Raw genomic sequence first — 23,012 nt, 5'->3', positions numbered from 1 at the left:
CGCCGCCATGGACATCTGGGAGGCCTTGCGCCAATGATGTTTGAGGCGGTTAACTCAAAACAAAGCCCCTAACCGTCTACGAAAGCGGGGGCGTACCAATCGATACGATCGGCGGCTATAACCTGGGATTTCCTGGTCAGTATTACGACCAGGAAACCGGCCACTGGTACAACATGGCTCGCTACTACGATTCCTCTACTGGGCGCTACCTGCAGAGCGATCCGATTGGCCTGGAGGGAGGTCTCAACACTTACGCGTACGTAGGGGGAAATCCTATTAGCTTCACTGATAGCACAGGGTTGGCATGCGATCAGCGCGGCTGCTGGGTTACGCCCACTGAGCAAGCATATGCTGATGCCGGAAACTGGAGTTTGTACTATCAGGCGGCGGCGGCCGGCGGCGACAAGTATGCGGCACGCGCATTTGAAGTAGCCTCAAATATAGGCTTCCTGTCAAACATAACAAACACGAGACTCTCGAATTCGATTCTAGAGAGAACGAAAGAGAAGACTTGCGAAGCGGCGCGCGCGGACATGGAGAAGAAGATGGAGGCCATTCGGGTTGGGCTTGCCCGCGCGCATGCCAATGCGCTGAAGGGTGCCACACGCGAAAACCCCAGGATGTTGGATCGCGTCACCGATGTTGGAGGTTTCCATGACAGGGTTTTCGCAGAGAACGGCGCAGGCCCAGTTTTTGGAGGAGCTACTTACGACTCATTGTTCGGAAGGGGCGGGTTTGGATACGACTGGTGCCCATCACCGAGTTGCAAGCCATGACACCTCAATTGATTCCAGTACTACTTTCCCCTCTCTTCCTTGCCCTCAATCTTTATGCTCTGTGGCTCGGATTTCGTGGGAAGACTAGCTATCACATGGCAGTTAGAGCATCCGGCGCCATCGGAACAGTTGCGTTCGTTGTCGCCCTGGTCGCGATGCTTGATCAGATCACTCAAGTTTGGGTTCGACGTCCGGATTCAATTTCAGGATGGGTCTATGTAGGCAGCGGAGTCGTGTTCTTTTGCTGTGCGATTGCTTCACTCGCTTTCATGATCAAAGACAAGAGCCGCCGGAGATCCAAGTAGATGAACCTGCACCTTGCTAGACTCTCATCCTACAAGCAGAGTATCCGCATGAGGTCTGATCGAACCAGGCTCGTAGTTTTTGCCATGCTTCTCGCAGCCCCTGTTCTTCTTTGCGCGCAGAGGGCGAGAAGCTTCGCCGAAGCCAATGAGCGCGCTGACGCTCAGCGGGCTGAGCTCCCAGATGTTTCCGCCGCCTACGCGACCGAATGGGCAGAGTTCAACAACAGCCATAAACTCGACGAGCGCGACGGCTGCTATTTCAAAGCCACGGGACCGTTAGTTCAGATTCTTGAGATCGATAAATCGGGAAAGATCGTCGGCTATTACACGGATGTAGACAACGAGCGTTCCCGATGCTGGAAGAAATCATACTTGGGTACCGTTTTTCCTCCACCGCCCGTTTCCCCTTACTGGCATAAGCTGACCATGCACTAGTTGATGCGACATACCCTTAGTTCGGCGCCCGATCGGGTAGGGCGAAGACCTTCTGAGGCGCTAGGCTCCGGCTCGATCATTGGGCTCATTCCTTTCAAAATTGCAGGGAAAGTCTTCACCAGATCACTGATCAATCCTGCTGTTCGATCTCGGGACCAGATGATCCCACTGCTGCTGGTGGCAAGTCATCAGCCAAGGCGCGATCCAACTTGTCGCGAATAAAAACCGGCGGGACCGCCTCCCTCCAGCCACCCGGCGGGGCCGGGAAGGGCTCGGTCAGACAACGGGCATGTTCGGCCGCAAACCAGGTCAAGGACTGTTGCTCGAATACGATGCGAGCAAGCAGACGCTCAGACAGCCAGAAGATGCCTTCGCTGGGCGGCTTACCCACTCGCGTCAGTTCCAAAGCGTGTTCCCCATCCAGAAGTGGCTTCGCCGTCACCCCATGGGTCGCGAAGCAAGCACAAAGCACGTCCAGGTTGATCTGGACCAGCAGCAACAAACTTCCAGATAAGAAGGTCAATGCGTTGGCGGGCGACAGCGACAGCAGGAATGGATAGAACAGGCACCAGTGCTCGTCGGTACCGTCAACAAGCCATGAGAGCGTGCTTAATGGCGGTTCGTTAACAAGTGCCTGCAGCTCGTGTCGGGTGATGTCAGCATGCAGGAGGGTGTAGGTCAACCCAGGTTCTGGGCTGACAGGCGCACAGGCGTCCGTGCCGAAGGCAGTGATGCATGCATCAAGTTGCGCGCTGTACGTCACTTCCTGCGTCGCTAGTGCTCGCCGGGTAACGTTAGGCATCCCGGCATACTCGACTGCTCCATCGTTGGCTAGGAAGTCCATCAGTTTTTTCTGCTGGATGGCCTGACGTTTACCCCGACTATTCAAACGAGCGCTGCTCTTGCACTCCATCACGAACGGCTCCTGCCCTGCCAACAAGCACAGATCGCCGAATCGCAAGACATTCGTCAAGTCGCATAGGACGGCGGGCACGCCGTGCTCCAGTGCCTGCTTAAGCAAAGCCCATTCATTGGCGAATCCAGTCTTCCCGGACAGACTACCCGCTGACGGCTTCAGGTGATTGGTTTCGGCATCCAGGCAAAGATGTTTGAGTGAGTACTTGTTCTGATAGATATGAGCGATGGCATCTCCAAAGTTGCGCCACATCCGCAGTCGCCTCTGCGCTTGGCCTATCGCGCCTTCGACCTGATTCAGGTCGCCACGCAGCGCATTGGCGTGCTCTTTGGCCGGGCGCCCCGTCTTCAACGCCCTGACCAAATCAGCTCGACACGCTTTCAGCCGACTCAGACGAGCCTCATTACGCCGAATGCGGGCGACCAGGTGAACCTGCATCGGCAGCAAAAGATCCAACCGGCCGGGATCATGCTGCAGGGTATGCGTCCACAAAACCAGTTTGATCAGCGAGGTTCGCTCCACCACGCCTATAACCCACCTGTCACGAGCAAGTACCTGAGAAGAATCCATGGCTCACCTGGGGCTTCCGCAGCGGTGGAATCGCCCACCGCGGCAGGGCGCGATGGTGCGTAGGTAGCACGCGTCACACTGCCGCGGCTGCAACGGATCTACCGTAAAAGGGGTGCCCGAGTGCTCACTGATCTAGGAACGCACTGATATCTACTGACATTTAGAGAATGCCTAGACACCCGAGAATCCCAAGCTTGTACGACTCCAAGACGGCTTGTGTTATCAAGGGAACCTTCGGACCCCAGACGTGCATCCGGAGTACGGCGATCATTTAGTCAGTGCCTCGTGCCACTGCTTCATCACAGCGATCGCACCGTCTAGGTCCAGTTCGGCCGCCGCATAGCCACGAACCAGTAGCTCAGGCTGCAGAAATTGGTCGAACTTGTTCCGCTCCAAACCTTCCTTGCGCGCCGCCAAGATCGTCGCATCTGCGGGTATCCGCTGCAGCGCCAACTCGATCAGCTGAGGCACAGCTTCTTCGACAAGCCCAATCAACTCTACGAACGACCCAGCGTTGACGGCCTCCACCTCCAGCCACTGCAACCACAATGCGATGGCCAGGCCAACCCGGTGTCCAGCCCAATGGGCAAGATAGACGGCATCCCCAGAGGCTGTCAGAGGACTCTTGCCAAATCCGAACAAGTTGTAGGCTTCGCGAGCGTCCATCAATCCCTGCTGAGCCAGCGGGTCCAGATAGACCGGTATGGAGGACTCCTCAAGGAGCTGTCGCATGCGCTGATGCACGATGCGGTGTACGCCCAGCGGACCGCCACCAAAGCTGGGAGGTTTACCCCCCTTGGAGGGCGCCAGCAGGACAACGCGAGCCTCGGTATCAACCTCCAGGATGCGCCAGCGCCGACCGGCAAACAGCATCAAACGCCCCGGCACGAGCGGCTCAATGACCGGCACCGTGCCCAATCGCTTGCCATTGCACAGCAGCTGGTACTCCTCGGGGGTGAAGAAAGTGGCGTAGAAGCTGAAGTGCTCCATGATCCGCTCACCGACCGCGCCCGGCAGCAGGCTGCCATCATTGACCTGCTCAATGAGCTGCGCGCTCCCCAACGATCTCAACACCTCGGCGAACATGGCTTGATCGATGTTGGAGAATGCGCCGCGCTGACACAGTTCCCGGTACAGCTCGGCCGCCGTACAGCCGCCGCCGCTTTGCGCGATGTATGACAGGATCTGTTGGACCAGGGTCGATAGATGGAGGTCTTCCTGCATCGGAGGCTCGAAGCGCCCAGCCAGCATCAGCTCGATCGCCGCGATAGCTTGCAGCAGGCTCAAGCGCAGCCAGTCCACGGAATGACTGCGTGAGGTCAGGGCTGGCAGGACGACATACTGGCGCAGGATCTGCGGCTGACCCGGGCGGCGTCCGGAGCGTCCAATGCGCTGTTTCAGAGCCGCCACCGAGGGTGCCGGGCCGATCTGGGCCACCGATACGACATCGCCCAGGTCCACGCCCATCTCCAGCGTGGACGTGCACACGGCCGTGGTGGGCAGCTTACCTTCCCGCAACCGTTCCTCCACACTCAAACGCAGTTCGCGTGATAACGCGCCGTGATGCGGAAAGAACTCATTGGGTAGCGCACGACCTTCAGCGCGCTCACGCAGCTGGTCGGCCACGATCTCCACCTGCGCACGCGCATTGGCGAACACCAAATGGCTCTCGCCCCGCAGGCGTTCGAACAGGTGGTCCGCAATCTCGTCCAGCGCGGTCGTGTAGCGATCGGCTGGTGCTTGCTCGTTGTCCTCCAGTTCCTCAAAGGTCTCAGGCGGGGCCGGCAGCTGCACCCGCTCATCCATCGGCTGGCGTGCGATCTGGGCAAGCAGCTTCTCTACCGCATCCCCAGCGGCCTTCATGGTGGGCATTGGGCCTCCGTCATGCTCTCGTCGCTGCTGGATGGCGCGCACCTGCAAGCGCAGCTCACCGCCGTCGGAGGCCGTAGTCAGCATCTGGCATGGAAATCCTCCCCGCGAACGCAAGAAGTTGCCGGCGCGCGCCGGCTCTCCCAAGGTGGCCGACAAGGCAATACGGGGCAGGGGATGGGGCACTAGGCGTTCCACGCGCTGGAGCAGCGAGCGCAGTTGGGCCCCGCGTTCGCTGCCGAAGAACGCGTGCAACTCGTCGACAACCAGATAGCGAAGCTCGCCCAGCAAGCCGCCGAATTGCGCGCCACGACGCATCAGCAGAGCCTCCAAGCTTTCCGGCGTAGTGATCAGGATATTGGCCGGTCGCTTCCAGAAGCTCGCGCGTCCAGCTGACACATCGCCGTGCCAAGGCTGCACACGCAGATCCACCGCCTCGGCCATCGAGGTGAGGCGACGGGTCTGATCGTTGATCAGGGCGCGCAGCGGCGACACGCACAGACAGCGCAGTCCTGGGCCTTCGAACTGCGCCAGATCACTCATGATCGGCAGAAAAGCGGCTTCGGTCTTGCCCCCGGCGGTTGGCGCCGAGATCACCACATCACTCTGTCTCCCCAGCACGAGCGGAATGGCCTGCGCCTGGATCTGGCGCAGGGCCGGCCATCCTTGTTGCCATACCCAGCGTTGGATCCCTGGATGCAGCTGCTCGAACGGGTCGATGGCCATCTCAGAGCCGGAACGATGAGAGCTCATCGTCCGGATCGGCCGCTCCCGCCTGCACTGCAGCCGGAGCAGGAGCCGTACCGTCCTCTTCGATGTCGCGATCGGTATTGAGCTCCTGACTGACATCCAGCTCTTCGATTAGATGGTTCCAATCCAGGTCCGCATGCTGCTCCAGGACACTGAGCAAATCGAGAAAGGCCCTGACGGTATTGCGCGGCGTCTGGAAGTACGCCGCGCCGATACGCTGATTGCAGTGGCTCAGGAAGACGGGCAGGGCCTCATCGGGCAGCGCGTACTGGGCTGCATCGCCGCTGGCATGCAGGTGTCGCAGCTTGGTGAGCAGGACGTACAGATCTTCCGGGGTGAGGTTGGCCAGCCGGATTACCGGACCGCCGAAATCCTGCAGCCCTTGCTGGGCGGCAAACGCATTCTCGGATAGACGCGATTGAAGTGCCTGGTAACTGTACAAGCCGCGACGGGCATCCATCAGCGTTTCTGGTGTGCCACCAAACACAAAGCCCACGCCTTCGCTGCTGCCCTGCAAGGTATCGTTGAAGATGCGCAGGATCTGCTCGTAGTTGGTATTGCGTGCCGTGACTTGCGGCAGCTTGTACAGGTTCACCAGTTCGTCCAGACATACCAATAGGCCGCCATATCCAGCCAAGCGGATGAACCGCGCCAGTAGCTTGATCCCATCATAGACCTGGTCATCTTCGATGATGGTGCGTACCCCCAGCGCTTGGCGCGCATCGGTCTTGGTGGTGAACTCACCGCGCAGCCAGCGCACCGCATCGGCCTTGAGTTGCTCGTTGCCCTGGTCGTGGCCACGCCAGTAACACTCGATAACTTGAGCGAAGTCGTAGCCACCCACCAACTCGGTCAGCGACTGAAGCCGCTGCTGGATGATCGACTCCACCGCTTCGCCCGTGCTCTTGGCCTGTTGCAAGGCTGTGGTGATGAAACGCTCCACGACGCTCGCCATCGCGCCGCCTTCGGGCTTGGTCCGGGTGGCGATGTTGCGGGTCAGCTCGCTGTACAACGAGCGCGCCTGGCCACCGCTGCCATACAAGCGACGATCCGGATTGAGGTCGGCGGCCATCGTGACCAGACCCTTCTCCAGCGCCACCGCGCGCACCAGGCTCAGGAAGAAGGTCTTGCCTGCGCCAAAGTCGCCGATCACAAAGCGAATCGCGCTACCGGCCTGATTGATGCGATCAATATCCTTGATCAGGGCCTCGACTTCACGGGCGCGACCCACCTGGATGTACTGCAGACCTCGACGCGGCACCACGCCGGCCCGCAGGGCTTGGAGCACGGCGTCGCGATCACGAGGCGGAATTCGAACAGCGCTTGTCATGGGCGTAGCTTCTTATGGTCGGACAGGGTTTGCGCGAGCTGATCGCGCACGTAATCGTTCACGAACAGCGGGTCTTCTCCTTCCAGCAGCGGTTCGCCGGCGAGGGAGAACGCCGCTTCATTGAGCATTTCGGCCGCACCATCGGGCAGCAAGCCCAATGCATCGCAGGCGGCTTCGAAGTCGGCACGAGACCATTGGTCGCCGGCCACCTCCAGTACGCGCTCCAGCAAGGCCATATGCTCAGCATCCAGCCCAGGTATTGAGTCACTTGGAGCTTCTGCTACTGGTGTCGCGGACACACTCGCTGGAGTGACTGAGGGAGTAGGGGAGCTTATCTCGGCCGTGGCGGCTGTCTCGGCGTCATCGAAGATCTGCGCTAGCACCGATTGCACTCGGCGGGTTTCGGCAAGCTTCTGGGCAATCACATCGGCGTTGAGTCCACCGCCTGCGGCAGTCTTGGGACGTCCGCCGACACTGGCGTGGTGGAGGTCGGCCGGTACTCGGGCCGGATCCAGTTCCAGAGCGCGGTAGAACCGCTCGATCACCCGTATTTCGGCCGGGCTGACGTGGCCATCAGCCGCGGCGATCTCCAGCAACACGCCTGCGAAAGCCTCGCGCTCGCTGGCTGGCAGAAGACGCACACGGTTCTCCAGACGCGCCAAGGTGACCGGATTGAGCTGCAGCCACCTTAGGTGTGCCTCGATGCGTCGCCGCTCACTCTCGGGCAACGCAAACTGCCGCTCGATCGCGGCGACAGCTACATCCAGCTCGGACTGGTTGATCTCACTGCCTTGGCCGGCCACGGCAAGCGCGGCCTGCAGCATCAACAAGGCGGCCGCATACGCAGCGCTGGGCGTGCGCGCTGCCTGGTTAGGCAATCGGAACACGATCACGTGGCCATCAGGTGTGGGCGAAGGGCCATGGAAGCGGACATCAGGCTCGATCGCAAACCCCAAGGCTTCCAACGCTTGAATCAGCGAGGTCGCCTCGCGCTTGCCCAGCCGTTCGGGTGAGCCCATCCCGCATCCCTGGGTCAGGCGCGAGGTCGCCATCACGGCCACGGCCTGCTGAGCCAACGCCGCGTCCAGGTCCGACACCAAGGCGCGGAACGTCGGCGGGACCTGGTTGCCGCGCAAGGGTTCGGGCATCGCCGCGAGCTCGGCCATGGGCGTGCCGTTCTTGCTGCGTCGCACTCGTCGCAACGCTTCCAACTCGCCCATCGCCTGTTGGACCAGCGTGATCACGGGTCGCACCGGCGCTTGGCTGCGGGTGATATCTGGCAGCTCGGTCTGGATTGTCTCAGTGCCTTCGCCAGGACCTGCCCAACGGTAGTTCAATGCCAATCTGGAGCGCCCTGGCTTGATGACCAAGCCCTCGCCGAAACGCTGCGAATAAAGCTGGGCGAAGCGTGTTTTCATCTCTGGCCGCACAACATCCCACGTAGTGGAGCGCGCTTCATCCGTCAGCGCCTGGGCCCATGCGAAAGCAAGTCCCGATGGCAGTGGCTGATGACGCACCACTGCCTGCGCTGCGCGCACATGCTGCTCGAGCGTCCAGTCATCGCCCTCATCGATGTTTGCGCTAACCAATCCCAGCTTGAAGCGACCCACCGCCAGCAGTTCTTGGCTGTAGCGGCGGAACGAGCCGTGGTGGCCATAGTGCTGCTGAAGTCGCTGCACTTCCTCCAGGATCTGCTGGCCCTCGGCTTGGGCATTAGCTCCACCCGCTAGACCACGCAGCAATCGGTGCTCCAGACCATAGAAGTACAAAAACACGTAGCCAATACCGACCGTGGCGGCACGACGCTCGGAGTTCAGAAAAGCGAGCAGCGTGCCGCGTTCACGATCACTCAGTCCGGCGTACCGCGGCCAGTATCCCAGTCCTTCCCCGCGCCAATCGGCCAGGCCAGAGAAGGGCAGAGTGGGATCGATGGTGGGCAGCCGACTGTCTTGGTAGCCGCGGGGCGTACCGAGATAGAAGCCGCCACCGGAGATCGATTGACCTCGGATGGTCACCGACTCACCGAAGGGTATCCAGCGTGGCGGTGCGGGTTGCCGAAGGGGGCTCGCCAGATCCGCAACGGCGCGTAGCGGGGAGGTGGTGCGGACGGCGACCGGCTCCAGCGCGGGCGCCGGCCGGCTAGGCGGCACGGCGGCACCGGGGACAGGCGCTTCCTTCACCGGGGGTGGCGCCGCCTCCACAGCGGATGGGGGCGGGGGAGGGGCCGGAACGCGAGGCTGAGGGGATACGGGCAAGTGGGTACTCGACCGTGAGGCTGCGCGCTTTGGCGGGGACTGGTCAAGGATTTCCGCTAGGGTTTTTCCCCCTTCTTCTGGTGGAGGGGGCAACTCAGAGGCCTGTTGGGCTATTCGCCAGTGGCGGTAGAGGCGCCAGCCGACCCAGCCAAGTAGGGCAACTACGGCGAACCAGAACAGCGCGATCCAGACTTCTTTTGGGATCAGCAGAATGACCACTAGGGCACCAAGCAGTAACGCCCCAATCCCGCCCCCATGCCCCTTGCGTCGCGCCACTGTCAGCCCCCGCCATCCGTTTGCAGAACATTGCCCCTCTTCACACTCTACACCCCGTCGTGCATCGGGCTGGATCGCCCCCTCCAAGCCGAGCGGGCATTAAGGCTTGACCGGAACGCTCGTGATACTATTGCTCCAAAGATCGGCTAATTTTAGCCAGAAGGAGATGCCATGAGCAATGCACAGGGCAAGTCGCCATCCCTTGCAACTCGTAAAGTGAGCCGCGGAGTCATTGGCAAGCTCAAAGAGCAAGGTGCCGTCGATTCAGCCATCAAGCAAAAAAAAATTCCGGTAAAGGCGGCGGGTTTCCGAAACTACTTGCGCCGAGCAACGCTTGCCGAGCGAATCAAGCTAGAGCGAGAGGGCGTCCCCTCGGAAGTTGTCAGCGACCTGATCACCGTCATTGGGGTTAGCACCAACAACTTTCAGCGCTATGCAGGCATTCCCAAAGCCACTTTTACCCTACGCATGAGAGACAAGCTGCTCTTCTCGGGCACGCAAGGTCAATCTGTTGTCGGAATCCTCGACTTGATAAATCAAGTCGAGGACATGCTTGCTGCCGATCCTGATAATCCTGATGCCAAGAACTTCGATGTCGAAAGATGGGTAGGGGAGTGGATCGAACGTCCTCAACCGGCTTTGGGGGGACTGGCGCCTGCTGAAGTGATGGACACCCCCACTGGTCGCGCCTCCGTCATGCGTGTGCTGGGGGCAATCCAAAGCGGCGCCTATCAATGAAGCTGTTCCGGATCGGCTCCTCTGGCCCTACATGGAAGCCGGACGACATGACGGGAGCCGGTGCTGCAGCGGCTCCGGGGCGCTGGAATCGGCCTGGCGAGAAAGTGATCTACGCTGCGCAGACATTGGCGATGGCGGTGCTGGAAACGGCTGCACACATAGACGACGGCGGGCTTCCGCTGAATAAGTATGTGATCGAAATCGACGTCCCGGATGACCTATGGCTAGGCCGCACGATCGTTGATCCAGCGGATCTGGGTGGAGGATGGGACGCCATTCCTCATGGTTTGGCGTCTATCGAGGCTGGGTCAGGATGGTACGTGGGTGCATCGAGCGCAATTATCGAGCTGCCGTCCGTGATTGTTCCCGAGGAGCGAATCGTCTTGATCAATGCCCAGCATGCTGACGCTGCAAGGATCACCACCAAAGTGACTCGTCGTTATCAGTACAATTTATTGTTTCGTCACAAGTAGGCGCCCATGCATCGACTGGCAGGCTCCCTCCGAACCCCCTGAAGCACTTCGCAGGCACAGAACTTATTGTGTGTGATTGCACAGTGCAATCATCCTAAGCCAGGCAACTAACGGAGAATCAATGTCTCGCCATACTTACTCGATGGGAACCTGGACTAAGGGTAGTACTGCGCCCGACTGGGATGAGAACGAAGACTTTTCAGCGTACATAGCGCGCATTGGATACTCTCAGATCATGCACCGGTTCGGACATGAACACGGCGCCTCTATTGAGATCCACAACTCGACCGATGGCGAGCGCTTCTATGCCAGCGTCAGTCATGACGGTAGCAGCGTCTACGAAGTTTTATCCACGATTTCCCGAGCCTGATGCTCTTTCTGAAGGATTTCGGATCGGCTTTCGCAGTGTTCGGTATCGAGTCCCATCAAGAAGAGACGAGAGCTATGCTTGATAAGCTTTTCAATGTCTATCATGGCCACAACGCATACGACATCTGCAGCCAGTGCGCCCCAACGGAGTGGAGGACGAGGCTAGATCGCAAACGGTCCAACCCATGAGTCTCTGAGACGTGAGCAATCGATCGGCCAGGTCTCAGCATCTGCGACGGACACCTCGCAAGATTCTTCGAATGCCAGGAATACCGACATGTTAGACAGGATCGTAACCTCTCAGTTGGACTCGCAACTTGCCGTTGCGAGCAAGATCTTCAGCTAGCTATCCAAAAGCTCATCAATGAGCACGCTGCCCGCGGATTCTCGACGATGCAAGGACCGCTTGCTGGACGCATCATTGATGCTTGTGATCATGCGTTGGTGCAGGTGCATGCTGCTGCGCAATTGATCCAACGTGAGTACGTGATTTCCGGCAAGACGACCGATGAGCGAGCCGAACGTTTGCGGGCATTGTTGGGCCATCTGGAACCACGATTGATGCGCTTGGCGTTGACACCGGCCAGTTACGTAGAAGCACTGGGGGGAGTGACGCCCCCCGAATTGGCCTCGCGGGTGCCATGGGTGTTGGGCAGGCTGCGAGCATCGGCGTTCGAAGAGGCGTGCGTTATCACGTAGCGGGCTGGAACGGGCCGCGCCTAACATAAGGAATGTTATGCGAAGTAAGTAATTGATTTTACTATATATTTCCACGGAAAGCAAATAACCTGAGCGCTAGATCCACAGTATGCGCTCGGAAGCCTGTAAGCTAAGTATTCCTTAGCACGATCAGGCCTCCGCATGACCTTGCCCGCCGAACGCACACGCAACGTGCTGCAGGCCGGCGCGTTCCTGAGAGAACTCGCTGCCAGCAAGGACGTGCCTAAATCCGTGCGGGAAGAGGCGTACCGATTGCTTCGGCACTATCCGACGGTCAGCGACATCGAGGCCATTGCCCAGCACGAGGAACGGCTGCGGGAGCTGACCCAGTCGGCCTTCGTACGCCCGTACTTGACCAGTCAGTTCGAGGCAGACTGGTTTCGCGGCTTCCCGCTTGGCCCGCATCGCATCTGATCATGAAGCGATCGACCAGGCCGCGGGGAGAAAGCGCGTCAGCGGCGGAGGCAGACCTGGAGGCTGCGCTCGAGCGAGCTCGTGGTGACTCGGCCGAGGAACTGGCCTTCTTCAAGCGGCTGATGGATGCCATGGTGTACGTGCACGCGCCTGTCTCGGACGATGCTCGAACCCCGAGATTGGTCCAGTTCCGGCACCCCGACGGCTTCGACGCGATTCCTTTCTTTACTTCGCTTGGCAAGGCGGAGATCGCCAGCTCAGCGGCCGTCAAAATCCTGGGGGTATCGGGGCGCGACCTGTTGGAGGGTTCGCGTGGCGCGACGTTGATGCTCAACCCCAACGACGGGGGCATCGTCCTGTATCCGGAAGAGATCGCGACATGGTTGGATACGGGCTTCCTGGCCAGGGTAGAGAAGCTGGCGCCGTTCGAGTTCGAAGTAAGATCCGCTCAAAGTGCACCCGGCTGGCTGGCTCCGACGATCGTCCAAAGCCTTGAGCACACCAGCTTTGTCTCCGCGGCCTACCTCCTTGAAACCCGCCCAGCCCCGGCTTCCAACCAGCGTCCAGGGCTATTGATCTGGCTGGTGGCTGACGTGGCCTTTTCCGAGAGGGCTGCCCGCCTAGTGACCACGGCCATCCAACCCTTATGCTCAGAGGTGGATGTCGTCATTGATCTGATGGTCCATGACGCGTCGCAGCCTTTGCCGGAGGCCTTGGATAATCCGCAGGTCTTGCCCATATTCACGAGAACCAAGTCCACCTGAGTCCAAGCACCTGGTCCACATGCAACCCGATGATGAGCTGCCAGCACTTCCTCCCGAGCTAACGGAGGAAGAGAAGGATCGCCGGACCCGCGAGGGCTTGGCCGACGTCGACGCTGGGCGGACGATCCCGCACGAGGAGCTGCTGCGATGGGTCAGAGGGCTGTCGAAGCCTTCTTGAGCGTACCCATTGGCTCGGGAGCGTGGAAACCGGGAACACGCCGGATGCCTCAATTGGGAAACAGCTTGTTGCCAAATTGCCTCGGGGCCACCACGTCCTGCTGCTGACCAAGCTCAAGACCCAGCCGAGCGACTGCGCTACGCCGAGATGGCCCTCGCAGCGGGGTGGCGCGGGGCTACGGCTCAAGACGACGGCCCACCAAGAATGCGGCGTGTTTAGGGAGCCTTTTTTCGGACCTGAGGCATCTTGTCGGGAGCAGCCTTAGTTGGAGGCAAGTTGCCGGCACGTATTTGGGGTCCGAACCGACCATCGGTGGATCAACCGGCACCAAGCACGGGGCAACTTGCTTGGCGGTTCTCAGATCACGGGGCAACTTGTAGGAGCCTCAACAAATCTGGGGCGGTTGTTGGACCCAAATGAGGCGATTGCTGGGCGTAGAGGGGGCAGATTCGCTGCGGCAATCACCTAGCAAGCGGGTCCACCAGCCCAGTTCACCCCACAAGCCATTTCGCATAATGCCTATTATGTAAAACTACTGATGCTGCTGATACCAAGCCGCAGCACCCAGCAATCCCAGCTGTCCATGCTCCACACGCCACACCGGTACCTGCTCCAGGCGTTCGGACATCACGCCTTTGTTGAGGTAGCGCGCCAGGAAGTGGCCGTCGTGGAGGAATTGGGGAATGTGCGCGGTGACGCCGCCGGCGAGGTATACGACCTTGGCGCCGAAGATGATCGCCAGGTCGCCGACCAGGCTACCCAGCCAGCCGCAGAACATCTGCAGCGTTTCGAGCGCGAGGCCGTCGCCGGATTCCGCGGCAGCGACCAGCGCGCCCGCGTCGGCATGGACGGCGGTGCCGCCTCGCAGTTCGCACAGGCAGCGGTACAGGTTCATCAGGCCAGTGCCGGACAGCACGTGCTCATTGTTGAGATGGCGGCGCTCGCGCAGCAGCCGGCGCACCACGTCCATCTCAAGATCGTTGCCTGCAGCCAGCGCTGCCTGGCCGACTTCCGTCGCCAGTACGCGTGGTGGATGGCCTTCCATCCATAGCGCCGCGCCCAGGCCCGTGCCGGGACCGATCACCAGCGCCGGCGAGTTCTCGCTGCTTTCGGTGACATGGGTCAGCGGCGACAACGTGTCGCGCGCAAGGACGGGCATTGCGTTGGCGACGGCTTCGAAATCATTGATCAGTCGTACCCACGACAACCCGGCACCCAGGCGTGTCTGTTCAACCGAGACCGCCCACGGCAGGTTGGAGTTGATCAGCCGATCGCCCTCCAGCACGCCAGCGATCGCGACCACGGCGCCCTGGCAGACGCCATCCGCAGCGTAGTCGCGCAGGATCGAGGCGAGGTCCGGATGGTCGGCGCAGGCATACCGGCGGTAGTCGTGGACCTGGTCAGCGTCGGCGCCGTCGGTCCAGCCCAGGCGCGCATAGGTGCCGCCGACGTCGGCAACGATGATCCGGACACGGGCATCTTCCGGAATACGACCCTCAACCACGCCTGCCGGCACCCTGCCCGTCATTACCGTGCCCGCCATCCGAATGCCACGCTGCCCAATGCCGAAGAAACACCGCAAGGATATCGTGTCCCTGCCATGGCGTGGTGCCGCACGGATGAAGCCAAGCCTTGACCCTACGCCAAGGTATGTCCGCCAGCGATGGCGTATCATCCCGCCATGGCCCGATTCGCGCCCCTGTTGCGTGCCCTGCTCTGCCTGCTCCTGCTGGTGAACGGCAGCGTGTCCGCGCACATGGCCGCAAGCAGCGCGCTGGAAGGCGCACCTGCGGCCGCGATGGTCGGCGACGATACGCCCGCGCCGCCGTGTCATGACGACATGGACGACATGGATATGGCGGGCATGCAGGACAGCGGCGACCACCACCCGCAGGGCGACTCACCGGACTGCTGCAAGGCCGGCACCTGCGATGGTTTCTGTGCCCAGCATGCGTCAGCGCTGGTCTGGCCCCTCTGGCCCGGCGCCAGTGCGCCGCTGCAGGCCGGCGCGCCCGACTACACCGCGGACGGCCACGCCTCCGCACGCCTCTCGCACCGGCATCGACCTCCCATCCTGGTCGCCTGACGCCGCACCCGCGGCGCCGCCCGACTTCCGGTCGCCTGGCGCGCACCGGTTCGCGAAAACCACGGAAACCGTCGCACGGGCCACGTTCCCCGCGCCGGATCCACAGGATGAGCTTGCATGAAACACGATGACCCCACAGCGGGGCGCCTGGGCGCGTTCCGCCCCACGCGCCGCCAGTTCGTCACCGGCCTGGCCACCGGCGGTGCCGCGCTCGGCCTCGGCCTGGCACGCCCGCCCGCCTCCGCAGGAACACCCGCGCGCCGCGGCGGCGCCGCGCTCGTCACCGGCACCGATTTCGCGCTGAGCATCGGGGCGATGCCGGTCGACGTCACCGGCCGCACACGGCCTGCGATTACCGTCAACAACAGCCTGCCCGCACCCACGCTGCGCTGGCGCGAGGGCGATACGGTGACGGTGCGCGTCAGCAATCGCCTGCGCGACATGACCTCGATCCACTGGCACGGCATCCTGCTGCCGTCGAACATGGACGGCGTGCCGGGCCTGAGTTTCAACGGCATCGCACCGGGCGAAACCTTCCAGTACCGCTTCCAGGTGAAACAGTCCGGCACCTACTGGTACCACAGCCATTCCATGTTCCAGGAACAGGCGGGGCTCTACGGCGCACTCATCATCGATCCACGCGACCCGCCGCCGTATCACCACGACCGCGAACACGTCGTACTGCTGTCGGACTGGACCGACCTGGAACCCGCGGCACTCTACCGGCGCATGAAGAAAATGCCGGAGCACGACAACTACTACCAGCGCACGCTGGTGGATTTCGTCCGCGATGCGAAGCGCGACGGGCTGACGGAGACGATCGGGGACCGCGGCATGTGGGGCCGCATGCGGATGACGCCCACCGACATCTCCGACATCAACGCGCACACCTATACCTACCTGGTGAACGGCGCGGCACCGTCCGGCAACTGGACGGGCCTGTTCAAGCCGGGCGAGAAGGTGCTGCTGCGTTTCATCAACGGCAGCGCGATGACCTACTTCGACGTGCGCATCCCCGGCCTGAAGATGACCGTGGTCGCCGCCGACGGGCAGTACATCCATCCCGTCAGCGTGGACGAATTCCGCATCGCGGTGGCGGAGACCTTCGACGTGATCGTGGAACCCGCCGGCCAGGACGCTTTCACGATCTTCGCGCAGGACATGGGCCGCACCGGCTACGCACGCGGCACGCTGGCCGTGCGCGACGGCCTGGAGGCACCGGTCCCGCCGCGCGATCCGCGCCCGCTGCTGACGATGGCCGACATGGGCCACGACATGGGCGGACACGGTGCCAGCAAGGGCATGGAAGGTGGCTGCGGCGCCATGATGGGCGAAGGCGGTTGCGGCGCGAACATGGGGGCGATGGACCACGGCGCCCATGGAACCGCACCGTCCGCACCGAACCATCCGGCCAGCGAATCGGGCAACCCGCTGGTGGACATGCAGTCCTCCGCCAGCGATCCGAAGCTCGATGATCCCGGCATCGGTCTGCGCGACAACGGTCGCCAGGTGCTGACCTATGGCGCGATGCGCAGCCTGTTCGACGATCCTGACGGCCGCGAGCCGGGCCGCACCGTCGAGCTGCACCTCACCGGGCATATGGAGAAATTCGCCTGGTCGTTCGACGGCATTCCATTCGCCAGTGCCGAGCCGCTGCGCCTGACGTACGGCGAGCGCATGCGCATCGTGCTGGTCAACGACACGATGATGCAGCACCCCATCCACCTGCATGGTGTCTGGAGCGACCTGGAGAACGCTGACGGCGGCTTCCATCTGCGCAAGCACACCATCGACATGCCACCCGGCACGCGGCGCAGCTACCGCGTGCGCGCCGATGCGCTGGGACGATGGGCCTTCCACTGTCATCTGCTGTACCACATGGAAGCGGGCATGATGCGGGAAGTGAGGATCGAAGCATGAAGACCCTCTCCCCTGCTCCGATACAGTTGGTTTCCGCGCTCGCCTTCGCGCTGGGCCTGGCGACGCCCGCTTTCGCACAACATCACGACCACGCGCAGCACGCGGCAACGGAAGCGCCCAAGCAGGACGAGCACGCCCATCACGACCACGCCGCTATGTCGCAGGCCGAGCCTGCGACGGCGACACCGCGCGAACCGGTCCCGCCGATCACCGCCGACGATCTGGCGGCGGCATTTCCCGATATCGATCACCATGCCATGCAGCACGCCCCGGCATTCAACCGCAAGGTGACGTTCAACCGCCTGGAAGCGTGGGAGGCCGACGAAGGCACCGGTCAAGCCTGGGAAGGCATGGCGTGGTTCGGCACCGACACCGACCGCCTGTGGCTGCGCAGCGAGGGCGAGCGGATGGGTGGCCACACCGAGAGCGCCGAACTCGAAGTGCTGTACGGCCGCAGCGTTTCGCCGTGGTGGGACGTGGTGGCCGGCATGAAGCACGACTTCAAACCCGGCGATGGACGCAGCTGGGCGGCGTTCGGGGTGCAGGGCATGGCGCCGTACCGCTTCGAGGTGTCGGCAACCGCGTACATCGGCGAAGGCGGCCAGATCGCGGCGAACGTGGAAGCCGAATACACGCTCCGGATCACCAACCGCCTGATCCTGCAACCGCTCGTGGAAGTGGACATGGCGGCGAAGGACGATCCTGACCACGGCATTGCCCGGGGTTTCACCGGTGTCGAGGCGGGGCTTCGCCTGCGCTACGAAGCGAGCCGCCGCTTCGCGCCTTACGTTGGCGTCGTGCACGAACGCGCACTCGGCGACACCGCGGATCTACGTCGAGCCGAAAGCGAATCCCCGCGCGATACCCGCATCGTCGCGGGCATCCGGATCTGGTTCTGAGGAAAACGCCATGACCTGTCGCACTCCCCTGCCCCACCTCGCGGCGTTACTGCTCGCCACCACTCTCGCCGCCTGCACGCAGGCGGTACCCACGCCGATGGACAGCGCACCCGCCGCAACGCCCGCACCGGCAGCGCAACGCAAGGCCTCGGAGGTGCAGACGCCGAAGATCACCGTGCATCGCGACGCGTACTGCGGGTGCTGCCATCTCTGGGTCGAGCATCTGCGCAAGGAAGGCTTCGACGTGGAAGATCACGTCGAAGAAGCCATGAGCCCGGTGAAGGAGCGGCTCGGCATCCTGCCCGCGCATGCGTCCTGCCATACCGCCGAGATCGGGGGTTACGTGATCGAGGGCCATGTACCGGCATCGGACATCCACCGCCTGTTGCGCGAGAAGCCGGCCCTCCGCGGCCTCGTGCTGCCCGGCATGCCGATGGGGTCGCCCGGGATGGAGGTGGAAGGCGTCGATGCCCCCTCCTACACGGTGCTCGCACTGCACCGCGATGGCAGCACCGCGCCTTACGCGGAGCATTCGCCCTGATCCGGAAAGGGCGGCACGCGCGCCGCCCCCCCTTGACTCTGGAGCGTACTCCAGGGTGCAGACTGCCGGTACTTCGAGGAGTCCCCGCATGAACATCGGACAATTATCCCGCCGCACCGGCGTCCCCATCGACACCGTGCGGTACTACGAGAAACAGCAGCTACTCCCGCCGCCGACACGAAGCGCCAGCGGCTACCGGCACTACGAAGCCGACGACGTGCTGCGGCTGACCTTCATCCGCCGTGCGAAGACCCTCGGCTTCACGCTGGAGGAGATCCGCGACCTGCTCGCGCTCAGCCGCGCTCATGACGGCGACATGGCCGCCGTCCGCGCTGCCGCGGCCGACAAGCTGGCCGACGTGGAGCAGCGCCTCGCCGAACTGGCGCGCGTGCGCGATGGTCTTCGGACGCTGGTCGATGCCTGCCCCGGTCACGGCGCACTGGACCAGTGCCCCATCCTCTCAGCGCTGGGAGGCGAAGCGTGAGCGGCTCGCATCATCACGGGCATCACGTCGTGACGCCCGAGAAGGCGGCGTGCTGTGGCGGCCACCAGCACGCATCGGCCACGGACGACACCCTCGCCACCGATCCGGTCTGCGGCATGCGGGTGGACCCGGCCACTGCGCTGCACCATGCCGAACATGACGGTGCGTCGTACCACTTCTGTTCCGCCGGGTGTCGCGCCAAGTTCGTTGCCGACCCTGCGCGCTATCTGCAACCTTCGATATCGACGACGCCCGCCGTCGCCCCACCAGGCACACAGTACACCTGCCCGATGCACCCGGAGATCGTGCGCGATGCGCCCGGCACCTGCCCGCTGTGCGGCATGGCGCTGGAACCGATGCTGCCTTCGCTGGACGACGAAGAAAATCCCGAGCTGATCGATTTCCGCCGCCGCTTCTGGTGGACGCTGCCGTTCAGCGCAGCGACCTTGCTCTTGGCCATGGGCGGCATGTACCTCACCGTCATCCCGCCGACCGTGCGTACGTGGCTGGAATTCGCGTTCAGTACGCCGGTCGTGCTCTGGGCCGCGTGGCCTTTCTTCCAGCGTTGGGCGCAGTCCATCCGTCATCGCAGCCCCAACATGTGGACGCTGATCGGCACCGGCGTGGCGGCGGCCTACGGTTACAGCGTGGTGGCCGTGCTGGCGCCACAGGTTTTCCCGCCCTCGTTCCGCGAGCACGGCCACGTCGGCGTGTACTTCGAAGCCGCTGCGGTGATCGTCTCGCTGACCTTGCTGGGTCAGCTGCTGGAACTGAAGGCACGCTCGCAGACGTCCGCCGCCATCCGCGCCCTGCTCGGCCTGGCCCCCAAGACGGCACGTCGCGTGCGCGACGACGGCGATGAAGAAGACATCGACTTGTCGCACGTGCACGTCGGCGACCGGCTGCGTGTCCGGCCCGGCGAAAAGGTACCGGTCGATGGCGTGGTGCTCGAGGGTCGCAGCCACATCGACGAATCGATGCTGACCGGCGAACCCATGCCGGTGGAACGCGGCCCCGGCGACCGGGTGATCGGCGCCACGCTCAATGGCGCGGGCAGCCTGGTGATCCGTGCGGAGAAGGTCGGCAGCGACAGCGTGCTGGCGCAGATCGTGCAGCTCGTCGCACAGGCCCAGCGCAGCCGCGCGCCGTTGCAGCGGCTGGCGGACCGGGTGTCGTTCTGGTTCGTGCTCGCGGTGCTCGGCGCAGCGCTCGCGACGCTGCTGGGCTGGGGTTTCTTCGGGCCGGAACCGTCGTGGACGCACGCCGTGCTCAATGCGGTCTCCGTGCTGATCATCGCCTGCCCCTGTGCGCTGGGCCTGGCCACGCCGATGTCGGTGATGGTGGCCAGCGGCCGTGCCGCGCAGGCAGGCGTATTGTTCCGCGATGCGGAGGCGATCGAGACCCTGCGCAAGGTCGATACGCTGATCGTCGACAAGACCGGCACGCTGACCGAAGGCCGCCCCGCGTTCAAGGCGGTGCATGCGCTGCCGCCATTCGACGAAGACACCGTGCTGCGCCTGGCGGCGAGCCTGGACGCCGGCAGCGAGCATCCGCTGGCGGACGCCGTGGTGCAGGAAGCGCGTCGTCGCGGGATGGCGCTCTCGCCTGCACAGGATTTCGAATCCAGCAGCGGCATCGGCGTCCGCGGACGCGTCGACCGCCATCGCGTCGCCTTCGGCAACACCGTGTTGATGCAGGAAGAAGGTGTATCCGTCCGCCCGCTGCAGGACGATGCTGACCGGATTCGCGAGGAAGGCGGCAGCGTGATGTTCCTCGCCGTGGATGGCATGCCCGCCGGAAGCATCGCGGTGGCCGACCCGATCAAGGCCAGCACGCCGGACGCCTTGCGTGCGCTGCGCGATGGCGGGCTCCGCATCGTCATGGCCACGGGCGATGGGGAACGCACGGCACGCGCTGTCGCGGCGCGCCTCGGCATCGATGAGATCCATGGCGACGTGCGTCCTGCGGACAAGGCTGCGCTGGTGGCGCGGCTGAAGCAGGAGGGCCGGCATGTAGCGATGGCCGGCGACGGCATCAACGACGCCCCTGCCCTCGCCGCCGCCGATGTCGGCATTGCCATGGGCACGGGCACGGACGTGGCCATGTCCAGCGCGCAGGTGACGCTGGTGAAAGGCGATCTGCGCGGGATCGCACGGGCCAAGGCGTTGTCCGAGGCCGCGGTGCGCAACATGCGGCAGAACCTGGCGTTCGCGTTCGCCTACAACGCGCTGGGCGTGCCGGTCGCGGCGGGCGTGCTGGGCCTGTTCGGCGGCCCCCTGTTGTCGCCGATGTTCGCGGCGCTGGCGATGAGCCTGAGTTCCGCTTCCGTGGTCGGCAATGCCCTGCGCCTGCGGCGCGTGCACCTGCCCGGCGACTGAAACGCATGCGGCCGCCCGAAGGCGGCCGCATGTGACCCGTGTGGATGCTTACTTGACCTTCGCGTAGGTGGCCTTGAAGGCCACGCCGCTCATGATCCCGCCCGCATGGCATTCGAAGTTGGTGGCGCTGCGGAACTCGTTCTTCTTGAAGTAACTGACGATGTCGATGACCGCGTTGGCGCCGCGGTCCTTGGCGCCCTCCTGCAGGGCCTTCAACGCCGACAGCGCCACCCAGCGGCAGGATTCGGCATCGGACTTGCCCACGCCATTGGTCTTCTTGTTGGTCACGTCCTCGCCGAAGCGCGACACCACGGTCGGCGTCTTCTGGCCGGCCAGGTAGAAGCGCACGCTACCGTCGATGCCGGCCGCCCTGGCTTCCGGTGAGTTCACCAGTTCCTGGAACGGCAGTTCGACGCGGGTGTCGGCCGCGTTCGCGTGCGGGGTCAGCACGGCCATCGTCAGCAAAGCTGTGGTCAGAAGTCGTTTCATGGTGTTACTCCTTTGTGGGAAAAGAATGGCGCGCTCGCTTCATCTTGCAGGACGCCAGCCGCGATGTTCGGATACCGTGCAGCAGCTGCCGCACGATATCGGTCATTGGATCGGCGGGACGTCCTCTTCCGGGCCGATCTCGATTGCGGCTTGGTCGTCCGCATACTCGATCTTGAAATCGCCCCGACGCAGCCAGGTGGCCGTGTCGGCGGCCAATGCATCGCTGATCTTGCTGAGCGACGAGCACCCGTCGCGGAACATGGTCATCGTGCGCCGATAGGGCTGGTACTGGCCGATGAGCTTGCCGTCTTCGTAGAGCTCGGCGCGGATCATCGCCCACTTGGGGCCCGAGAAGCCGCCACCGTCAGCCGTGCGCATGTGCATGATGCGCACGCGCAAGGTCCTTCCCGGCACCGTGTCGAGGGACGCGTCGGTCAACTCGACCTGCCCCTTGGCATACTCCACGAGATGCGCGGGATACTCCTTCATCCAGGCGCATTCCTCGAACTCGGGATAGCCCTTGTAGCCCGCCCGCAACTCGATCTGGGGCGACGTGCGGATGATGTCGTCGGCAAGTGCTTGGAGGGATACGCTCACCAACCCCAGGCCCAACAACGCGTGACGCAATTTCATGGCGCATCCGCCTCCGCACGGTGGAACACGGGCGACATCTGAATGTCCTGGGCAAGGTTGCGGATCCAACGGTTGTAGTTCCCATGGATTTCGGGTGTGTTTCCCTTGACCCGATAGTTCATCTCCACGCTCGATACGTATTCGATCTTGAAGCCGTTGTTGTCGTAACGAACGGCCACCACGACCTCATGGGTCCGCGGCGCGTAGCGCAGGGTGACGCGCCCCGGCTCGCTTTCCACCATGGTCCAGCCGCGCGTCTTGCCCGCATGGAGGATGGCCGCCTTGATCCGTGCGGCACTGGGTGGAATCCCGTTCGTCGATTCAACCCGCTCGTAGACGGGGATATCCATCGGATCATGCTTGCCAGCGAACCCAGGTGCTGCGGCGAAGGCAAACACGGCCGCGAGCAGCAGCGAAACGAAACGCTTGTCCATCTTTCCCCCT

At 62.9% G+C, this 23,012-nt stretch carries 22 protein-coding genes; 14 read left to right on the top strand and 8 right to left on the bottom strand.

The window, feature by feature from the left end; genetic code table 11:
- Positions 1 to 98: 98 nt before the first annotated feature.
- The 3 genes from ASD72_RS21710 to ASD72_RS20830 are packed head-to-tail and all read left to right on the top strand — an operon-like array spanning position 99 to position 1,516.
- Positions 99 to 776 (top strand): RHS repeat-associated core domain-containing protein, encoded by a 678-nt coding sequence (locus tag ASD72_RS21710; protein WP_081420131.1) that lies wholly within the window; start codon positions 99 to 101, stop codon positions 774 to 776.
- Positions 749 to 1,081: a hypothetical protein gene (locus ASD72_RS20835; protein WP_155944462.1), complete on the top strand. Its 333-nt coding sequence runs from the start codon at positions 749 to 751 to the stop codon at positions 1,079 to 1,081. The genes ASD72_RS21710 and ASD72_RS20835 overlap by 28 nt, the downstream gene beginning before the upstream one ends.
- Positions 1,082 to 1,516 carry a hypothetical protein gene (locus ASD72_RS20830; RefSeq protein ID WP_155944461.1) on the top strand — a complete coding sequence of 145 codons (435 nt, stop codon included), beginning with the start codon at positions 1,082 to 1,084 and terminating at the stop codon, positions 1,514 to 1,516.
- A gap of 130 nt (positions 1,517 to 1,646) precedes the next feature.
- Here ASD72_RS20830 and ASD72_RS04190 read toward each other — a convergent pair whose 3' ends face one another.
- The 4 genes from ASD72_RS04190 to ASD72_RS20410 form a co-directional block, all read right to left on the bottom strand.
- The gene (locus ASD72_RS04190; protein ID WP_056878724.1) at positions 1,647 to 3,002 is read right to left on the bottom strand and encodes a hypothetical protein; all 1,356 of its coding nucleotides are present in this window, start codon (positions 3,000 to 3,002) and stop codon (positions 1,647 to 1,649) included.
- A 267-nt stretch (positions 3,003 to 3,269) separates the two neighbouring features.
- Entirely contained in the window at positions 3,270 to 5,597 is a 2,328-nt protein-coding gene (locus tag ASD72_RS04185; protein ID WP_056878723.1) for a DEAD/DEAH box helicase, read from the bottom strand.
- A gap of 1 nt (position 5,598) precedes the next feature.
- Positions 5,599 to 6,951: an ATP-binding protein gene (locus ASD72_RS04180; protein ID WP_056878722.1), complete on the bottom strand. Its 1,353-nt coding sequence runs from the start codon at positions 6,949 to 6,951 to the stop codon at positions 5,599 to 5,601.
- On the bottom strand, positions 6,948 to 9,131 hold the full coding sequence (locus ASD72_RS20410; RefSeq protein ID WP_162250341.1) for a TerB N-terminal domain-containing protein: 2,184 nt from the start codon (positions 9,129 to 9,131) through the stop codon (positions 6,948 to 6,950). The genes ASD72_RS04180 and ASD72_RS20410 overlap by 4 nt, the downstream gene beginning before the upstream one ends.
- 522 nt (positions 9,132 to 9,653) lie before the next feature.
- Here ASD72_RS20410 and ASD72_RS04165 point away from each other — a divergent pair.
- The 5 genes from ASD72_RS04165 (at position 9,654) to ASD72_RS04140 (ending at position 12,960) form a co-directional block, all read left to right on the top strand.
- Positions 9,654 to 10,220 carry an antitoxin Xre/MbcA/ParS toxin-binding domain-containing protein gene (locus ASD72_RS04165; RefSeq protein ID WP_081420128.1) on the top strand — a complete coding sequence of 189 codons (567 nt, stop codon included), beginning with the start codon at positions 9,654 to 9,656 and terminating at the stop codon, positions 10,218 to 10,220.
- Positions 10,217 to 10,693 (top strand): RES domain-containing protein, encoded by a 477-nt coding sequence (locus ASD72_RS04160; RefSeq protein ID WP_056878718.1) that lies wholly within the window; start codon positions 10,217 to 10,219, stop codon positions 10,691 to 10,693. Before ASD72_RS04165 ends, ASD72_RS04160 begins: the two co-directional genes overlap by 4 nt.
- 762 nt (positions 10,694 to 11,455) lie before the next feature.
- Positions 11,456 to 11,761: a hypothetical protein gene (locus ASD72_RS20825; protein WP_155944459.1), complete on the top strand. Its 306-nt coding sequence runs from the start codon at positions 11,456 to 11,458 to the stop codon at positions 11,759 to 11,761.
- Positions 11,762 to 11,923: 162 nt separating this feature from the next.
- The gene (locus ASD72_RS04145; protein ID WP_056878715.1) at positions 11,924 to 12,196 is read left to right on the top strand and encodes a BPSL0761 family protein; all 273 of its coding nucleotides are present in this window, start codon (positions 11,924 to 11,926) and stop codon (positions 12,194 to 12,196) included.
- Positions 12,197 to 12,198: 2 nt separating this feature from the next.
- Positions 12,199 to 12,960, top strand: a complete 762-nt coding sequence (locus ASD72_RS04140; protein WP_056878714.1) for an SseB family protein — start codon at positions 12,199 to 12,201, stop codon at positions 12,958 to 12,960.
- Positions 12,961 to 13,670: 710 nt separating this feature from the next.
- Here ASD72_RS04140 and ASD72_RS04135 read toward each other — a convergent pair.
- Positions 13,671 to 14,681: a glucokinase gene (locus ASD72_RS04135; RefSeq protein ID WP_235577931.1), complete on the bottom strand. Its 1,011-nt coding sequence runs from the start codon at positions 14,679 to 14,681 to the stop codon at positions 13,671 to 13,673.
- 138 nt (positions 14,682 to 14,819) lie between these two features.
- On the opposite strand from ASD72_RS04135, the gene ASD72_RS04130 reads away from it, so the two are divergent.
- From ASD72_RS04130 to ASD72_RS04105, 6 genes are all read left to right on the top strand, one after another.
- Complete coding sequence (locus ASD72_RS04130) at positions 14,820 to 15,224, top strand: CopL family metal-binding regulatory protein (protein WP_056878712.1); 405 nt, start codon at positions 14,820 to 14,822, stop codon at positions 15,222 to 15,224.
- A gap of 117 nt (positions 15,225 to 15,341) precedes the next feature.
- Complete coding sequence (locus ASD72_RS04125; protein ID WP_056878711.1) at positions 15,342 to 17,144, top strand: copper resistance system multicopper oxidase; 1,803 nt, start codon at positions 15,342 to 15,344, stop codon at positions 17,142 to 17,144.
- Positions 17,141 to 18,043: a copper resistance protein B gene (locus ASD72_RS04120; protein WP_081420127.1), complete on the top strand. Its 903-nt coding sequence runs from the start codon at positions 17,141 to 17,143 to the stop codon at positions 18,041 to 18,043. Before ASD72_RS04125 ends, ASD72_RS04120 begins: the two co-directional genes overlap by 4 nt.
- 10 nt (positions 18,044 to 18,053) lie before the next feature.
- Positions 18,054 to 18,584, top strand: coding sequence for a DUF411 domain-containing protein (locus ASD72_RS04115; protein WP_200948825.1), 531 nt, complete (start codon positions 18,054 to 18,056; stop codon positions 18,582 to 18,584).
- An 88-nt stretch (positions 18,585 to 18,672) separates the two neighbouring features.
- Positions 18,673 to 19,068 carry a heavy metal-responsive transcriptional regulator gene (locus tag ASD72_RS04110; RefSeq protein ID WP_056878709.1) on the top strand — a complete coding sequence of 132 codons (396 nt, stop codon included), beginning with the start codon at positions 18,673 to 18,675 and terminating at the stop codon, positions 19,066 to 19,068.
- Complete coding sequence (locus ASD72_RS04105) at positions 19,065 to 21,446, top strand: heavy metal translocating P-type ATPase (protein WP_255357628.1); 2,382 nt, start codon at positions 19,065 to 19,067, stop codon at positions 21,444 to 21,446. The genes ASD72_RS04110 and ASD72_RS04105 overlap by 4 nt, the downstream gene beginning before the upstream one ends.
- A gap of 48 nt (positions 21,447 to 21,494) precedes the next feature.
- Here the strand turns inward: ASD72_RS04105 and ASD72_RS04100 are convergent, their stop codons facing one another.
- The 3 genes from ASD72_RS04100 to ASD72_RS04090 form a co-directional block, all read right to left on the bottom strand.
- Positions 21,495 to 21,935, bottom strand: coding sequence for a hypothetical protein (locus ASD72_RS04100; RefSeq protein ID WP_056878708.1), 441 nt, complete (start codon positions 21,933 to 21,935; stop codon positions 21,495 to 21,497).
- A 102-nt stretch (positions 21,936 to 22,037) separates the two neighbouring features.
- Complete coding sequence (locus ASD72_RS04095) at positions 22,038 to 22,568, bottom strand: hypothetical protein (protein ID WP_056878707.1); 531 nt, start codon at positions 22,566 to 22,568, stop codon at positions 22,038 to 22,040.
- Positions 22,565 to 23,002 (bottom strand): hypothetical protein, encoded by a 438-nt coding sequence (locus ASD72_RS04090; RefSeq protein WP_056878706.1) that lies wholly within the window; start codon positions 23,000 to 23,002, stop codon positions 22,565 to 22,567. The genes ASD72_RS04095 and ASD72_RS04090 overlap by 4 nt, the downstream gene beginning before the upstream one ends.
- Between the last annotated feature and the right edge of the window lie 10 nt (positions 23,003 to 23,012).

This window comes from Pseudoxanthomonas sp. Root630 (assembly GCF_001427585.1).
In the GTDB taxonomy this organism is placed as follows: Bacteria; Pseudomonadota; Gammaproteobacteria; order Xanthomonadales; family Xanthomonadaceae; genus Pseudoxanthomonas_A.
This window is presented reverse-complemented; position numbering and strand designations above follow the sequence as displayed.

Excerpts from the sequence above, each read along its gene's own strand:
- ASD72_RS20830 (WP_155944461.1), top strand. The coding sequence starts at position 1,082 with ATGAACCTGCACCTTGCTAGACTCTCATCCTACAAGCAGAGTATCCGC.
- ASD72_RS04190 (WP_056878724.1), bottom strand. The coding sequence starts at position 3,002 with ATGGATTCTTCTCAGGTACTTGCTCGTGACAGGTGGGTTATAGGCGTG.
- ASD72_RS04185 (WP_056878723.1), bottom strand. The coding sequence starts at position 5,597 with ATGGCCATCGACCCGTTCGAGCAGCTGCATCCAGGGATCCAACGCTGG.
- ASD72_RS04180 (WP_056878722.1), bottom strand. The coding sequence starts at position 6,951 with ATGACAAGCGCTGTTCGAATTCCGCCTCGTGATCGCGACGCCGTGCTC.
- ASD72_RS04165 (WP_081420128.1), top strand. The coding sequence starts at position 9,654 with ATGAGCAATGCACAGGGCAAGTCGCCATCCCTTGCAACTCGTAAAGTG.
- ASD72_RS04160 (WP_056878718.1), top strand. The coding sequence starts at position 10,217 with ATGAAGCTGTTCCGGATCGGCTCCTCTGGCCCTACATGGAAGCCGGAC.
- ASD72_RS20825 (WP_155944459.1), top strand. The coding sequence starts at position 11,456 with ATGCAAGGACCGCTTGCTGGACGCATCATTGATGCTTGTGATCATGCG.
- ASD72_RS04145 (WP_056878715.1), top strand. The coding sequence starts at position 11,924 with ATGACCTTGCCCGCCGAACGCACACGCAACGTGCTGCAGGCCGGCGCG.
- ASD72_RS04140 (WP_056878714.1), top strand. The coding sequence starts at position 12,199 with ATGAAGCGATCGACCAGGCCGCGGGGAGAAAGCGCGTCAGCGGCGGAG.
- ASD72_RS04135 (WP_235577931.1), bottom strand. The coding sequence starts at position 14,681 with ATGGCGGGCACGGTAATGACGGGCAGGGTGCCGGCAGGCGTGGTTGAG.
- ASD72_RS04130 (WP_056878712.1), top strand. The coding sequence starts at position 14,820 with ATGGCCCGATTCGCGCCCCTGTTGCGTGCCCTGCTCTGCCTGCTCCTG.
- ASD72_RS04125 (WP_056878711.1), top strand. The coding sequence starts at position 15,342 with ATGAAACACGATGACCCCACAGCGGGGCGCCTGGGCGCGTTCCGCCCC.
- ASD72_RS04120 (WP_081420127.1), top strand. The coding sequence starts at position 17,141 with ATGAAGACCCTCTCCCCTGCTCCGATACAGTTGGTTTCCGCGCTCGCC.
- ASD72_RS04115 (WP_200948825.1), top strand. The coding sequence starts at position 18,054 with ATGACCTGTCGCACTCCCCTGCCCCACCTCGCGGCGTTACTGCTCGCC.
- ASD72_RS04110 (WP_056878709.1), top strand. The coding sequence starts at position 18,673 with ATGAACATCGGACAATTATCCCGCCGCACCGGCGTCCCCATCGACACC.
- ASD72_RS04100 (WP_056878708.1), bottom strand. The coding sequence starts at position 21,935 with ATGAAACGACTTCTGACCACAGCTTTGCTGACGATGGCCGTGCTGACC.
- ASD72_RS04095 (WP_056878707.1), bottom strand. The coding sequence starts at position 22,568 with ATGAAATTGCGTCACGCGTTGTTGGGCCTGGGGTTGGTGAGCGTATCC.
- ASD72_RS04090 (WP_056878706.1), bottom strand. The coding sequence starts at position 23,002 with ATGGACAAGCGTTTCGTTTCGCTGCTGCTCGCGGCCGTGTTTGCCTTC.